Source organism: Lentibacillus jeotgali (genome assembly GCF_000224785.1).
GTDB classification, from domain to species: Bacteria; Bacillota; Bacilli; order Bacillales; family Amphibacillaceae; genus Lentibacillus; species Lentibacillus jeotgali.
In genome coordinates this window covers 230804-244603 of the sequence record NZ_AGAV01000005.1, presented here as the reverse complement: position 1 = coordinate 244603, position 13800 = coordinate 230804, and the positions used below count along the sequence as shown (strand labels likewise).

Below are 13800 nucleotides of genomic sequence, written 5' to 3'. Positions count from 1 at the left end.
TCCCCCTTCTATCATTTTCCGGAAAGTTTCTCTGCTGCTTTTTCCTGCAAACGGAATTTCTGCACTTTCCCGGTGCTCGTCATTGGCCATTCGGTAGCTTCGACAAACCAGACATGACGCGGGATTTTAAAACGGGCAACCCGGGATGTACACCAGTCAATAATATCTCTCCGGGTGCACAATTCACCCTGTTTCAGCTCAATAAAGGCAGCACCTGTTTCGGTTGTTAACTTATCCGGTACACCGACGATATTCACTTGATTGACTGCCGGGTGCTGGGAGATGACAACTTCCACCTCGCGCGGCGAAACCAGTTCACCGGACACCTTATACATTTCTTTACTTCTGCCAAGAAGCTGAATGTAACCATTATCATCAATCTTTCCAACATCCCCTGTCCGCAGCCAGCCATCTTTATCAATAACTTCTGCTGTTTCTTCCGGTTTATTGTAATAGCCATGGGAAACCGTGACGCCCCTTACGGCCAATTCACCCACGGAACCTTCCGGCAGTGTTTCGCCTGAATTAACGTCTATCGTCTTATATTCAACAGCACTGCCATCGAATTCTGGCAGACCGCTGACACCGCCAAGTTTAGGACGGCCAACCCTGGAAGAAATACGTTCCAGCGGATCACCAATCTCCGTTGTAACACCTGATGAGGCTACCTCTGTCTGCCCATAGCCTGTAATCGCTTCGGTCAGACCCAGCACATCGATCGCCTTTTCCCATACAGGCACAGGAGCCGGGGCAGCACCACACCACATGGCAAACAGACTGGATAAATCAAATTCAGAAAAACGCGGATGATTCAATAACGCAACAAGGGTAGACGGAACACAAAGATAATCATTTGCTTTATATTTCTCCATTAATTGCAGTGACAGGAGCGGCGATGCGCCAAGTACAGATATGAACGAACCGCCGACAAATGACATGGCAAAAATCGCTTCTATGATCGCAAAGCAGTGATAGAATGGGAGCGGCGCAAACGTAACACGGCCATCTTCAATCGCCCTGCTCATACATGTGCCGTACCCGCAGCGGAGGAGCATATCATCAGTGAGCATCACACCTTTTGGACTACCTGTTGAACCGGAAGTGTACATAATAATGGCCACTTCATCGGGATAACGCGATACACGCCATCTTTCATCCATTTCTCCCCTGGAAACAATATCTGCCCCTTCCAGAAACGCATCCCATGTCAGAAAACGGTCATCAACCGGTTCCTCGTCCCCAATTAGGAGGCAGATAACCTTCTCTAATTGGCTGTGTGTCTGAAAATCGTCATCATCCAGTAATTCGGCGACTGCTTGTCCATGTTGCTTGTCTTTTACCGTCTGATGTAAAATCAGAAATTTTGAATCCGACTGAGAAATGATATATTCGAGTTCATCCTTGGCGAGCATCGCATTGATTGGGATAAAAACGGCTCCGACGATGGAAGTCGCGATCATTAATGATGGATAAGCGGCATCATTATCCATTAAAACAGCAATATGATCCCTCCGCTTCACCCCGAGTTTTATGAATGCCCTGGCATATTGAACCGCTCGATCCCAGACTTCGCCGTATGTAAATGCTTCATCATTGATATACATATACGATCTGTCTTGATATTGGTGGCATGCTTTCGAGAAATGACCGGCAACCGTATCACGTGGCCACACTGGAAAACGGGCTTCCAGTACTTCACGCCTTTTCGATACAGTTTGATTTAACGTTGTTTGATTCGCAGACATGGTTTCTCCTCCCTATCGATTTTTTAAACTTTTTTAAAGGCAAGTACAGCATTATGGCCGCCGAATCCAAAGCCGTTAGATAAAGCGAGATTGATATTGCCCTCTGTGGCTTCATTGGCCACATAATCCAGATCACATTCCTGATCCGGATTATCCAGATTGATTGTCGGCGGGAACATATTTTCTCTCATACTATTTAGTACCACAATAGCTTCCGCACCGCCTGCTGCACCAAACATATGACCTGTCATGGATTTGGTCGAACTGACTTTGAGATGATAGGCCTGTTCGCCGAATACGTCTTTAATTGCTTTTGTTTCGGAAATATCACCTGATGGTGTGCTCGTCCCATGAGCATTAATGTAATCCACGTCTTCCGGCTTAACTTCCGCTCGTTCTAACGCCAGTTTTATTGCTTTTGCGGCACCATGGTTATCCGGCTCCGTTATATGATAGGCATCTGTTGTACTGCCATAGCCGACAATCTCACCAAGTATCGGTGCGCCGCGCATCCTCGCATGTTCGTATGCTTCCAGAAATAAGACGCCGGCACCCTCTGACATGACAAACCCGTCCCGGTTCTGATTGAATGGCCGCGATGCTGCTTCAGGTGCGTCATTTTTTGTTGACATGGCACGCATTTTTGAAAAACCCGCAAAATAAAGCGGTGTGATTGTTGCCTCTGCCCCGCCGGCTAAAATAGCATCTGAATAGCCATGAGCAATATTTAAATAGGCCTCCCCAATCGCATGATTGCTTGTAGCACACGCAGACACAGCAGCAAAACTTGGCCCGCGAAAACCGGTCTTGATTGCTGTTAAACCGGCAGCCATATTATTAATCATCGTCGGAACCAGAAACGGTGACACACGTCTCGTTCCTTTTTCAAGCATCGTTTCATGATTGTTTAACAGTGTTTGCAGACCCCCGGTTCCGGACCCAATATAAACACCGGCACGATCCACGTCCAGTGTTTCCAGGTTGATTTGGGACTGTTCTAGCGCCTGAACCGCTGCAGCATACCCATATTGCGTAAACAGGTCATATCGTTTTATTTCTTTTGCTTCAAGGTACTTTTCAGCTGGAAAATCATCAATATAACCGGCGATTTTTGTGTTGATATCCGCAAACTCTTCTGATTCCAGCAGCTTAATCCCCGATTCGCCCTTTTGAATGTTATCCCAAAAGGTAGTGACGTCATTTCCTAGTGGCGATACAACGCCTTGTCCTGTTACAACAACTCTGCGTTTCACAGGAAATCCCCCTTTCAGAAGGCATTTTTATATGTACAGTAACTCTTTTCATACCCTGTATTTTAACATAATGCCGAATATTATGTTTCATAATGTCACAAATACACATACAATGCTAAATTAAATATTTTCAATAGACGTCGAATTCATTTATAATAAGGGACACCTTGATGAACCATTATTTCTAAGGAAGTCATTTTTAAAAAAGGAGAGATACATATGAGCAACAAAATTAAATTGGGAATTGTCGGTTATGGCAACCTTGGTAAAGGTGCAGTAGAAGCTATTAAAGCAACTGATGACATGGAATTAGTTGCCGTTTTCACGAGAAGAGATCCACAAACACTTAAGCTTGACGACGCTGGTGTAGAGGCTGTACATATTGACAATGCAAGTGATTATCAGGATAAAATCGATGTCATGCTGCTCTGCGGTGGATCGGCAACAGATTTGCCAGAACAAACCCCGCACTTTGCAAGTATGTTCAATACTGTGGACAGTTATGATACACATGCAAAAATTCCGGAATTTTACCAATCGGTCAATGAAGTTGCGGTGAAAAACAATACGACAACCATTATCTCAACAGGATGGGATCCGGGCTTTTTCTCCCTCAACCGTGTAATGGCCGAAGCGGTTTTACCAAATGGCGAAAACTATTCATTCTGGGGTAAAGGTCTGAGCCAAGGACACTCTGATGCCGTAAGAAGAGTCGAAGGTGTAAAAGGTGGCGTACAATACACGATCCCATCTGAGGATGCAATTGGAAAAGTACGCAAGGGTGAAAATCCGGAATTAACAACCTCCGAAAAGCATCGTCGCGTTTGCTATATCGTTCCTGAAGATGGTGCAGATAAGGCAGCAATCGAAAATGAAATCAAGACAATGCCAAACTATTTTGCGGATTATAATACCGAAGTGAACTTTATTTCTGAAGAGGAATTGGCACGCGACCATTCCAAGGCACCACACGGCGGTTTTGTCATTCGAAGCGGAAAAACCGGTGAAAATAACAACCAGCTTTATGAGTTCTCACTTACATTGGACAGCAACCCTGAATTCACATCAAGCGTAGTAGTCGCATACGCAAGAGCTGCCCATCGCATGAGCCAAGAAAAACAATTTGGTGCCAAAACGGTTTATGATGTCGCCCCAGCCTATATTTCACCACGTTCAGCGGAAGAATTAAGAAGAGATTATTTGTAAAAAATAATGCGGCAACGACTCCCTTGTTAATAAAGGGAGTCTTTTTATGTTCAAGAAGAAAGAACTTGGATTATCAAAAAAGCATCTCCATTGTTTAAAATATTCAAGTTTAAAAGACTATGTGTTTTACATGTGTGTATAGTATGGATAGCTAACAAATATTTAATAGTCAACATTATAGGGCCTTAATTTAAGCCATATAAAAAAAGACAGGATTTCATTACCCTGTCTCACATATTCAATAGGAATAGTATTAACTGTACCCCCCTTCTTACTCAATTAGAATCCAACTTGGTCGGCAGCATGATTTGCATGTTCTTTTGAATAACCATCAAATTTTAGTTGGTCAATCAGCCCTTGTCGTGAAAATGACATAGTGTCCAAATAAGTTTTAGCAGATTTCACCGCCTGCTTTTTCCAATTTACTTCAATGTTTTCAACGGCGAATTTCGCATCTTCTTCTGGATAACCATCAAATTTTAATTGTTCGATTAAACCCGATTTTGAAAACGCCATAGTTTGAATATAAGTTTCAGCTGAGCCAACTGCGTTTTGTTGCGAAACGGTCATACTTGGTTCTTCCTCAACTTCATTTGCTTTATCGTTTTGTTCTACTTCGGTTGGTTCCTCTTTGCTCTCTGTCGGTTTTTCTTTATTTTCATTTTCAGTTGGTTCTGTGGTTTCTGGTTCAGTTGTTGGTTCTGTTTCTTCTGTTGCTTCCACATCCTTGACCGCTTGCTGTTCCACCTCACCGTCAGAAAAAATACTTACAACAATCCCTAGTGCGATCAATCCCAAAAACCCGTAACCCACAAATTTTAACACTTTTTTAATCATTTAATCCTCTCCCTTTTTCATCATCATTTTTAATGTACTCGTCAATCCATTTTCTGATTAATTCTGTTTGTGTATCCCCGTTCTTTTTCGCTATTCGATTAAACTCCTCTTTCAACTGCGGTTTCAATCTTATTTGGAAAGTTGCTGTTTGGTTTTCTTCATCCATTTGTTTTCATTCCTCTCTGCGATTTGTTACTTATAATATATAATGTAATGACATGACATGCAACCCTTATTTATAAATTATTGTTATTTTTTTATAAAGCTATAACAACCGCACCATACAAAAACACACCCAGCACCCCTAAATTGGCCAACTTACAGCTTATCCTCTACAACAATGCATACACACCAACTGAAACCCCAAGCATAATCGGCAGATCACTGATATAGTCAGCGACTAATTAGCGGCAATTAGTACTCTTGCGGGAGCGTCCATCATGATACAACACTCCCCAGAGCATCAACCAACACATCTAATATTATTAGCGCAATAACCACAAGCATGTAGCCAAGTGCGGCATTGAATCCTTTTTCTTTGTTGCCAATCATGACGAAAATAGCGCCGCCTATAACCACGAATAACGATACCGGATAGGCAAGCGATTGGAGAAGGTCAATTAATGGTGTAAATGCATTCATGGTCAGCTTTCAAAAACGCGGCAAAACATGGCAATTACAATAAGCAACAAAGAAAAACCAATCAGAAAATCCGGTTTCCGCACAAAAAAAGAAGCACAAGTCGCAGCTGCTGAGGTTGAAGACAAGTTAAATAAGGGTAAGGCTGTTGTTATGAAAGAATTACCAATCGATGAGTATTTTGAACAGTGGATTTCCCTATACAAAACAAAAATATCAGATGCTACTATGAAGCAATATCAGTACAGCTTAAAAGCAGTCAAAAATCATTTTGGAAGAGATCCAATACAAAATATCACTCGGCAGGATTACCAGCGATTTATAAACGATTTTGGTGCAAATAAAGCAAAAGAGACTGTTCAGTAGGTTAATATGTACATGGACAACCCCTGCTAAAAAACCATGCGAAAACATCTGAACTATGCAGAAAGCGAAAAATTAATCCAGTATTTAATGTCCAATCTTGAAAATGGATTGACGTATTATTTGTTGTTACTCGGTATTGTAAGTGGTCTGCATTTTGGTGAACTTGTGGGATTAACAGGAAAGGACTTTGACTTTGAGCAAAATGTCATCAGTGTAGATAGAACTTGGAGATATTTAAAAAGTGGATTCGGTGAAACAAAAAATGAACAGTCTGTCCGTGTGATTTCGATTAATCCAAAAACAATGGTTGAATTTAAAAAGCTGTTTATGCAGATGCCCGATAATCTGAATCGGCTTGTATTTTACAGCCAAGCATCAAAATATGAAGTGGTCAGCAATTCTGCTGCTAATAATGTATTGAAACAAGCTGCTGACACATTGAATATTAATCAGATTATGGTACACGGACTGCGTCACACTCACGCGAATATATTGCAGTACAAAAAAGCATCAATGAACTATGTAAGTGAACGCTTAGGACATGAGGATATCGGAACCACGTGGAAAACTTATTCTCACCTCATGGAAGAAAGGCGGGAAAAAGATGAACGGATCACAATTGATACTTTTGAGAGGCTTGTGTAAAAAATGTGTAAAACAAAATAAAAAGTATCGTTTCGTGCCGTTTTCTTAATCATAATAAAAACACCTGCAAAAGCCTTTATATCGGTGTTCGCAGGTGTATATTTTATTTTTTATCGTAACTCAATTTATCCTAGAGATACCTGAGGTGGGATTCGAACCCACACGCCCGTAGGCACAGCATTTTGAGTGCTGCGTGTCTGCCAATTCCACCACTCAGGCATAGTCGTTATCATGGAGGCGGTAACCGGATTCGAACCGGTGATAAAGGTTTTGCAGACCTCTGCCTTACCACTTGGCTATACCGCCAAATATGGAAAATAAAAGAGCGGAAGACGGGATTCGAACCCGCGACCCCCACCTTGGCAAGGTGGTGTTCTACCACTGAACTACTTCCGCGTGTAATGGCTGGGCTAGCTGGATTCGAACCAGCGAATCACGGGATCAAAACCCGATGCCTTACCGCTTGGCTATAGCCCAATAACATTTAAATAATGATATGGGGCGACCGGTGGGGATCGAACCCACGAGTGCCGGAGCCACAATCCGGTGCGTTAACCACTTCGCCACGACCGCCATAATAATATTATGGCAGGGGTAGTAGGAATCGAACCCACATCAAAGGTTTTGGAGACCTTCGTTTTGCCATTAAACTATACCCCTATTAAATATATGGTGGAGGGGGAGAGATTCGAACTCCCGAACCCTGAGGGAGCGGATTTACAGTCCGCCGCGTTTAGCCACTTCGCTACCCCTCCGTAAGAACTGATTCAAAATGGTGGCTCGGGACGGAATCGAACCGCCGACACACGGATTTTCAGTCCGTTGCTCTACCGACTGAGCTACCGAGCCGACAATATGTATGACTTAATTCTGTTAAAATGGCGGTCCGGACGGGACTCGAACCCGCGACCTCCTGCGTGACAGGCAGGCATTCTAACCAACTGAACTACCGGACCTTTTTTGGTTGCGGGGGCAAGATTCGAACTTGCGACCTTCGGGTTATGAGCCCGACGAGCTACCAGACTGCTCCACCCCGCGATATGGTGGAGGATGCAGGGCTCGAACCTGCGACCCCCTGCTTGTAAGGCAGGTGCTCTCCCAGCTGAGCTAATCCTCCAAATGTACAGTATATGTCCAAATATTGATCTTCCTAAAAATAAGTAAGTATGGTGACCCGTACGGGATTCGAACCCGTGTTACCGCCGTGAAAGGGCGGTGTCTTAACCTCTTGACCAACGGGCCAATTATTTATTACATAAGTGGCGGAGAGCGAGGGATTCGAACCCTCGAGACCGCGATAGCGGCCTACACGATTTCCAATCGTGCTCCTTCGACCAACTCGGACAGCTCTCCATGGCTCCACAGGCAGGATTCGAACCTGCGACCGATCGGTTAACAGCCGATAGCTCTACCACTGAGCTACTGTGGAATAATCCAAAATGAATATCATTGCAGTATAGCCTAATATAATTGTGCTCGTCATGTTGCAAGATTATTCGGAGTAGCCTCACTCCTCGCAGGTCCGCACGTGGCAGCCGGTTCAGGGCTGCTCACGACCAGCTACTGTGGAATGGAAAATGCCTGGCGGCGTCCTACTCTTGCAGGGGTTAAACCCCAACTACCATCGGCGCTGGAGAGCTTAACTTTTGTGTTCGGCATGGGAACAGGTGTGTCCTCTCCGCTATTGCTGCCAGACCTATGCATGTGTTTTTAGTCTGATTGAGACGCTATATGATTTTTACGGACAAAAATTATTATACGCATTTTTAGTGAAAAATGCAAGGATTTTTTTAATGAAAGACATATAAAATTGGCTTTGTATCATTCTTTCACAGGACAAGCCACATCCAGCTTCAGCGTCCAGCGACTAGCGCGACTTCCCTCACCTCCGTACGATAAGGCAACATCGATTCGCTTTCGCTCCCAAAGAGTTTTCTTTATCTCCTTCGGTTCAGTCCAGTCCGTACGTCGCTAACCGGGCGCTTACGCTTTTGCTTGATACCCTGAAAACTAAATAAGAGCGCCATTCAATGCCAAGTAAGTTAGTTAAGTCCTCGATCGATTAGTATCCGTCAGCTCCACGTGTCACCACGCTTCCACCTCGGACCTATCTACCTCATCGTCTCTGAGGGATCTTACTCACTTGACATGATGGGAAGTTTCATCTTGAGGGGGGCTTCATGCTTAGATGCTTTCAGCACTTATCCTGACCACACGTAGCTACCCAGCTGTGCTCCTGGCGGAACAACTGGTACACCAGCGGTGTGTCCATCCCGGTCCTCTCGTACTAAGGACAGCTCCTCTCAGACTTCCAATGCCCACGACGGATAGGGACCGAACTGTCTCACGACGTTCTGAACCCAGCTCGCGTACCGCTTTAATGGGCGAACAGCCCAACCCTTGGGACCGACTACAGCCCCAGGATGCGATGAGCCGACATCGAGGTGCCAAACCTCCCCGTCGATGTGAACTCTTGGGGGAGATAAGCCTGTTATCCCCGGGGTAGCTTTTATCCGTTGAGCGATGGCCCTTCCATGCGGAACCACCGGATCACTAAGCCCGACTTTCGTCCCTGCTCGACTTGTGAGTCTCGCAGTCAAGCTCCCTTCTGCCTTTGCACTCTGCGAATGATTTCCAACCATTCTGAGGGAACCTTTGGGCGCCTCCGTTACCTTTTGGGAGGCGACCGCCCCAGTCAAACTGCCCACCTGACACTGTCTCCGGACCGGCTAACGGTCCTGGGTTAGAATGTCCGTACAGCCAGGGTGGTATCCCACGGATGCCTCCACGTAAGCTGGCGCTCACGTTTCCACGGCTCCCACCTATCCTGTACAAGCTGTACCAACATTCAATATCAGGCTACAGTAAAGCTCCACGGGGTCTTTCCGTCCTGTCGCGGGTAATGCGCATCTTCACGCATAGTATAATTTCACCGGGTCTCTCGTTGAGACAGTGCCCAAGTCGTTGCACCTTTCGTGCGGGTCGGAACTTACCCGACAAGGAATTTCGCTACCTTAGGACCGTTATAGTTACGGCCGCCGTTTACTGGGGCTTCGGTTCGCCGCTTCGCGCCCGAAGGCGCTAACGCTTCCCCTTAACCTTCCAGCACCGGGCAGGTGTCAGCCCCTATACTTCGCCTTTCGGCTTCGCAGAGACCTGTGTTTTTGCTAAACAGTCGCTTGGGCCTATTCACTGCGGCTCAGACTCGGTCTGAGCACCCCTTCTCCCGAGGTTACGGGGTCATTTTGCCGAGTTCCTTAACGAGAGTTCTCCCGATCACCTTAGGATTCTCTCCTTGCCTGCCTGTGTCGGTTTGCGGTACGGGCACCTGTGAACTCACTAGAGGCTTTTCTTGGCAGTGTGGAATCAGGAACTTCGGTACTCATTTTCCCTCCCCGTCACAGCTCAGAAATCATCGGACGGATTTGCCTGTCCGACTTCCTCACTGCTTGGGCGCACCTATCCGACAGTGCGCTTTCCTTATCCTGCTGCGTCCCCCCATCGTTCAAACGCTCACGAGGTGGTACAGGAATATCTGCCTGTTGGCCATCGCCTACGCCTTTCGGCCTCGGCTTAGGTCCCGACTAACCCTGAGCGGACGAGCCTTCCTCAGGAAACCTTAGGCTTTCGGTGAAAGAGATTCTCACTCTTTTCTCGCTACTTATACCGGCATTCTCACTTCCAAACGCTCCACCAGTCCTCACGGTCTGACTTCGCTGCATTTGGAACGCTCTCCTACCATTGTTCGTCAGAACAATCCGCAGCTTCGGTGATACGTTTAGCCCCGGTACATTTTCGGCGCAGAGTCACTCGACCAGTGAGCTATTACGCACTCTTTAAATGATGGCTGCTTCTAAGCCAACATACTGGTTGTCTGGGCAACTCCACATCCTTTTCCACTTAACGTATACTTAGGGACCTTAGCTGGCGGTCTGGGCTGTTTCCCTTTCGACTATGAACCTTATCACCCATAGTCTGACTCCCAAGGCTTGCATCTCTGGCATTCGGAGTTTGACTGAATTCGGTAACCCGGTGAGGGCCCCTAGTCCAATCAGTGCTCTACCTCCAGCACGCATACCTTGAGGCTAGCCCTAAAGCTATTTCGGAGAGAACCAGCTATCTCCGTGTTCGATTGGCATTTCACCCCTACCCACACCTCATCCCCGCATTTTTCAGCATACGTGGGTTCGGGCCTCCAGTCAGTGTTACCTGACCTTCACCCTGGACATGGGTAGATCACACGGTTTCGGGTCTGCGACCATATACTCTTAACGCCCTCTTCAGACTCGCTTTCGCTGCGGCTCCGTGTCTGCCACTTAACCTTGCATATGATCGCAACTCGCCGGTCCATTCTACAAAAGGTACGCCGTCACCCATTAACGGGCTCCGACTACTTGTAGGCACACGGTTTCAGGTTCTCTTTCACTCCCCTTCCGGGGTGCTTTTCACCTTTCCCTCACGGTACTGGTTCACTATCGGTCACCAGGGAGTATTTAGCCTTGGGAGATGGTCCTCCCGGATTCCGACGGAATTCCTCGTGTTCCGCCGTACTCAGGATCCACTCCGGAGGAAACCTCTTTTCGACTACAGGGCTCTTACCTTCTGTGGCTGATCATTCCAGATCGATTCGTCTAAGACGTTTCTTGATAACTCCAATGGAGTGTCCTCCAACCCCGGAAAGCTCAGCTTTCCGGTTTGGGCTGCTTCCGTTTCGCTCGCCGCTACTCGGGAAATCGCATTTGCTTTCTTTTCCACCGGGTACTGAGATGTTTCAGTTCCCCGGGTCTGCCGCTTGTGCCCTATTGATTCAGACACAGGCGCTGCCCCATTACGGACAGCGGGTTGCCCCATTCGGAAATCCCCGGATCTCAGTCTACTTACGACTCCCCGGGGCATATCGGTGTTAGTCCCGTCCTTCTTCGGCTCCTGGTGCCAAGGCATTCACCGTGCGCCCTTCTTCACTTAACTAATTCATGCGTCCATCTGATGAACGCGTCTCGCTTATCGCATTGAATGTCTTTGCTCTTATTTAGTTTTCAAGGTACAACTGAGAGATTTGCTCCCTCAAAACTGAACCAAACAACCCAGTATGTTCCGTATAATCCAGCTCCGGCGCCTATCAAATTGATAAACAGGCGCCTACGCTTTCTCATAATCCTTAGAAAGGAGGTGATCCAGCCGCACCTTCCGATACGGCTACCTTGTTACGACTTCACCCCAATCATTGGCCCCACCTTCGGCGGCTGGCTCCCTAAGGTTACCTCACCGACTTCGGGTGTTGCCAACTCTCGTGGTGTGACGGGCGGTGTGTACAAGGCCCGGGAACGTATTCACCGCGGCATTCTGATCCGCGATTACTAGCGATTCCGGCTTCATACAGGCGAGTTGCAGCCTGCAATCCGAACTGGGAATGGTTTTATGGGATTTGCTTCACCTCACGGCTTCGCTGCCCTTTGTTCCATCCATTGTAGCACGTGTGTAGCCCAGGTCATAAGGGGCATGATGATTTGACGTCATCCCCGCCTTCCTCCGGTTTGTCACCGGCAGTCACCTTAGAGTGCCCAACTGAATGCTGGCAACTAAGATCAAGGGTTGCGCTCGTTACGGGACTTAACCCAACATCTCACGACACGAGCTGACGACAACCATGCACCACCTGTCACTCTGTCCCCGAAGGGAACACGGTATCTCTACCGCCATCAGAGGATGTCAAGACCTGGTAAGGTTCTTCGCGTTGCTTCGAATTAAACCACATGCTCCACCGCTTGTGCGGGCCCCCGTCAATTCTTTTGAGTTTCAGCCTTGCGGCCGTAATCCCCAGGCGGAGTGCTTAATGCGTTAACTTCAGCACAAAGGGGTGGAAACCCCCTAACACCTAGCACTCAACGTTTACGGCATGGACTACCAGGGTATCTAATCCTGTTCGCTACCCATGCTTTCGCACCTCAGCGTCAGTTACAGACCAGAGAGTCGCCTTCGCCACTGGTGTTCCTCCACATCTCTACGCATTTCACCGCTACACGTGGAATTCCACTCTCCTCTTCTGCACTCAAGTCCTCCAGTTTCCAATGACCGCCCGCGGTTGAGCCGCGGGATTTCACATCAGACTTAAAAGACCGCCTGCGTGCGCTTTACGCCCAATAATTCCGGACAACGCTTGCCCCCTACGTATTACCGCGGCTGCTGGCACGTAGTTAGCCGGGGCTTTCTGGTCAGGTACCGTCAAGGCGCTGCCCTCTTCGAGCAGCACGTGTTCTTCCCTGACAACAGAGCTTTACGATCCGAAAACCTTCATCACTCACGCGGCGTTGCACCGTCAGACTTTCGTCCATTGCGGATGATTCCCTACTGCTGCCTCCCGTAGGAGTCTGGGCCGTGTCTCAGTCCCAGTGTGGCCGATCACCCTCTCAGGTCGGCTACGCATCGTCGCCTTGGTAAGCTTTGACCTTACCAACTAACTAATGCGCCGCGGGCCCATCTGTAAGTGACAGCTAAAAGCCGCCTTTCAACACGGCACCATGCGATGCTGTGTATTATCCGGTATTAGCCCCGGTTTCCCGGAGTTATCCCAGTCTTACAGGCAGGTTGCCCACGTGTTACTCACCCGTCCGCCGCTCGTTCCACAGGCGCTCGCCCCGAAGGGCGATTACCTGCTTCCCGCGCTCGACTTGCATGTATTAGGCACGCCGCCAGCGTTCGTCCTGAGCCAAGATCAAACTCTCCAATAAAGTTTGTTAAGAGATTGACACCGATCAATCTCTTTCATGGCTTTGCTTCAAAAATTGATACAGGGTTTCATTGGTCTTCTGCCAAAACCAAGTTTCGGCTTCCGACCTCTTACCTCTGACATCTTTGTCATACTGGTTGTTTTGTTCAGTTTTCAAGGAGCAAATTTTGCGTTACTGCCTTTCGACAGCGACTTAATTAGTATATCACCCTTCGAATCCAAAGTCAACAGCTTTTTTTCGAAAGAGTTCGTTGCCTGCTGAAGTGCAACGATATTTAATTTAACACGTTCTCCTCATGTATTTCAAGAGGAAATTTTTGTGTTTTTTGTGCCGCTCAAAATCCAATATGAATTTTTGCGACGGATATAAATTTACCATGCC

General features: G+C 47.2%; 8 protein-coding genes, 14 tRNA genes and 3 rRNA genes. 3 read left to right on the top strand and 22 right to left on the bottom strand.

The features are described from left to right. Positions 1 to 11: 11 nt before the first annotated feature. A complete protein-coding gene (locus ON01_RS03980; RefSeq protein ID WP_010529703.1) occupies positions 12 to 1745 on the bottom strand; it encodes a class I adenylate-forming enzyme family protein in 1734 nt (577 codons plus the stop codon). A 23-nt stretch (positions 1746 to 1768) separates the two neighbouring features. After that, complete coding sequence (fabF, locus tag ON01_RS03975) at positions 1769 to 2998, bottom strand: beta-ketoacyl-ACP synthase II (RefSeq protein WP_010529702.1); 1230 nt, start codon at positions 2996 to 2998, stop codon at positions 1769 to 1771. A 219-nt stretch (positions 2999 to 3217) separates the two neighbouring features. On the opposite strand from fabF, the gene ON01_RS03970 reads away from it, so the two are divergent. Next, entirely contained in the window at positions 3218 to 4204 is a 987-nt protein-coding gene (locus ON01_RS03970) for a diaminopimelate dehydrogenase (protein WP_010529701.1), read from the top strand. 279 nt (positions 4205 to 4483) lie between these two features. Here ON01_RS03970 and ON01_RS18500 read toward each other — a convergent pair whose 3' ends face one another. From ON01_RS18500 to ON01_RS03960, 3 genes are all read right to left on the bottom strand, one after another. Further along, positions 4484 to 5041, bottom strand: a complete 558-nt coding sequence (locus ON01_RS18500; RefSeq protein WP_010529700.1) for an Ltp family lipoprotein — start codon at positions 5039 to 5041, stop codon at positions 4484 to 4486. Continuing rightward, entirely contained in the window at positions 5034 to 5207 is a 174-nt protein-coding gene (locus ON01_RS18790) for a ribbon-helix-helix domain-containing protein (RefSeq protein WP_010529699.1), read from the bottom strand. The genes ON01_RS18500 and ON01_RS18790 overlap by 8 nt, the downstream gene beginning before the upstream one ends. A 272-nt stretch (positions 5208 to 5479) precedes the next feature. Further along, positions 5480 to 5683 carry a hypothetical protein gene (locus tag ON01_RS03960; RefSeq protein ID WP_010529698.1) on the bottom strand — a complete coding sequence of 68 codons (204 nt, stop codon included), beginning with the start codon at positions 5681 to 5683 and terminating at the stop codon, positions 5480 to 5482. Between the two features lie 27 nt (positions 5684 to 5710). On the opposite strand from ON01_RS03960, the gene ON01_RS19835 reads away from it, so the two are divergent. Beyond that, positions 5711 to 6046, top strand: coding sequence for a tyrosine-type recombinase/integrase (locus ON01_RS19835; RefSeq protein WP_050901097.1), 336 nt, complete (start codon positions 5711 to 5713; stop codon positions 6044 to 6046). A 36-nt stretch (positions 6047 to 6082) separates the two neighbouring features. Beyond that, positions 6083 to 6691, top strand: coding sequence for a site-specific integrase (locus ON01_RS19830; RefSeq protein WP_050901096.1), 609 nt, complete (start codon positions 6083 to 6085; stop codon positions 6689 to 6691). A gap of 137 nt (positions 6692 to 6828) precedes the next feature. Here the strand turns inward: ON01_RS19830 and ON01_RS03950 are convergent. From ON01_RS03950 to ON01_RS03870, 17 genes are all read right to left on the bottom strand, one after another. Further along, positions 6829 to 6910: transfer RNA gene (locus ON01_RS03950), tRNA-Leu, on the bottom strand. 13 nt (positions 6911 to 6923) lie between these two features. Further along, positions 6924 to 6997 (bottom strand) — tRNA-Cys (locus ON01_RS03945). Between the two features lie 18 nt (positions 6998 to 7015). Then, positions 7016 to 7087: transfer RNA gene (locus ON01_RS03940), tRNA-Gly, on the bottom strand. A gap of 6 nt (positions 7088 to 7093) precedes the next feature. Further along, positions 7094 to 7168: transfer RNA gene (locus tag ON01_RS03935), tRNA-Gln, on the bottom strand. A 20-nt stretch (positions 7169 to 7188) separates the two neighbouring features. Then, positions 7189 to 7264: transfer RNA gene (locus ON01_RS03930), tRNA-His, on the bottom strand. A 13-nt stretch (positions 7265 to 7277) separates the two neighbouring features. After that, a tRNA-Trp gene (locus tag ON01_RS03925) sits at positions 7278 to 7351 on the bottom strand. Between the two features lie 10 nt (positions 7352 to 7361). Then, a tRNA-Tyr gene (locus tag ON01_RS03920) sits at positions 7362 to 7446 on the bottom strand. 18 nt (positions 7447 to 7464) lie between these two features. Next, positions 7465 to 7540 (bottom strand) — tRNA-Phe (locus ON01_RS03915). 30 nt (positions 7541 to 7570) lie between these two features. After that, positions 7571 to 7647: transfer RNA gene (locus ON01_RS03910), tRNA-Asp, on the bottom strand. 5 nt (positions 7648 to 7652) lie between these two features. Then, positions 7653 to 7729: transfer RNA gene (locus tag ON01_RS03905), tRNA-Met, on the bottom strand. Positions 7730 to 7732: 3 nt separating this feature from the next. Continuing rightward, a tRNA-Val gene (locus ON01_RS03900) sits at positions 7733 to 7808 on the bottom strand. A gap of 50 nt (positions 7809 to 7858) precedes the next feature. Beyond that, a tRNA-Glu gene (locus ON01_RS03895) sits at positions 7859 to 7933 on the bottom strand. Positions 7934 to 7951: 18 nt separating this feature from the next. Further along, positions 7952 to 8044, bottom strand: a tRNA-Ser gene (locus ON01_RS03890). 1 nt (position 8045) lies between these two features. Continuing rightward, positions 8046 to 8120, bottom strand: a tRNA-Asn gene (locus tag ON01_RS03885). A 150-nt stretch (positions 8121 to 8270) separates the two neighbouring features. After that, positions 8271 to 8386 (bottom strand): 5S ribosomal RNA (gene rrf, locus ON01_RS03880). A 347-nt stretch (positions 8387 to 8733) separates the two neighbouring features. Continuing rightward, positions 8734 to 11659, bottom strand: a 23S ribosomal RNA gene (locus ON01_RS03875). A gap of 194 nt (positions 11660 to 11853) precedes the next feature. Continuing rightward, positions 11854 to 13419: ribosomal RNA gene (locus ON01_RS03870) — 16S ribosomal RNA — on the bottom strand. Together the 16S, 23S and 5S rRNA genes with 14 tRNA genes alongside form the textbook arrangement of a ribosomal RNA operon. Positions 13420 to 13800: the final 381 nt, after the last annotated feature.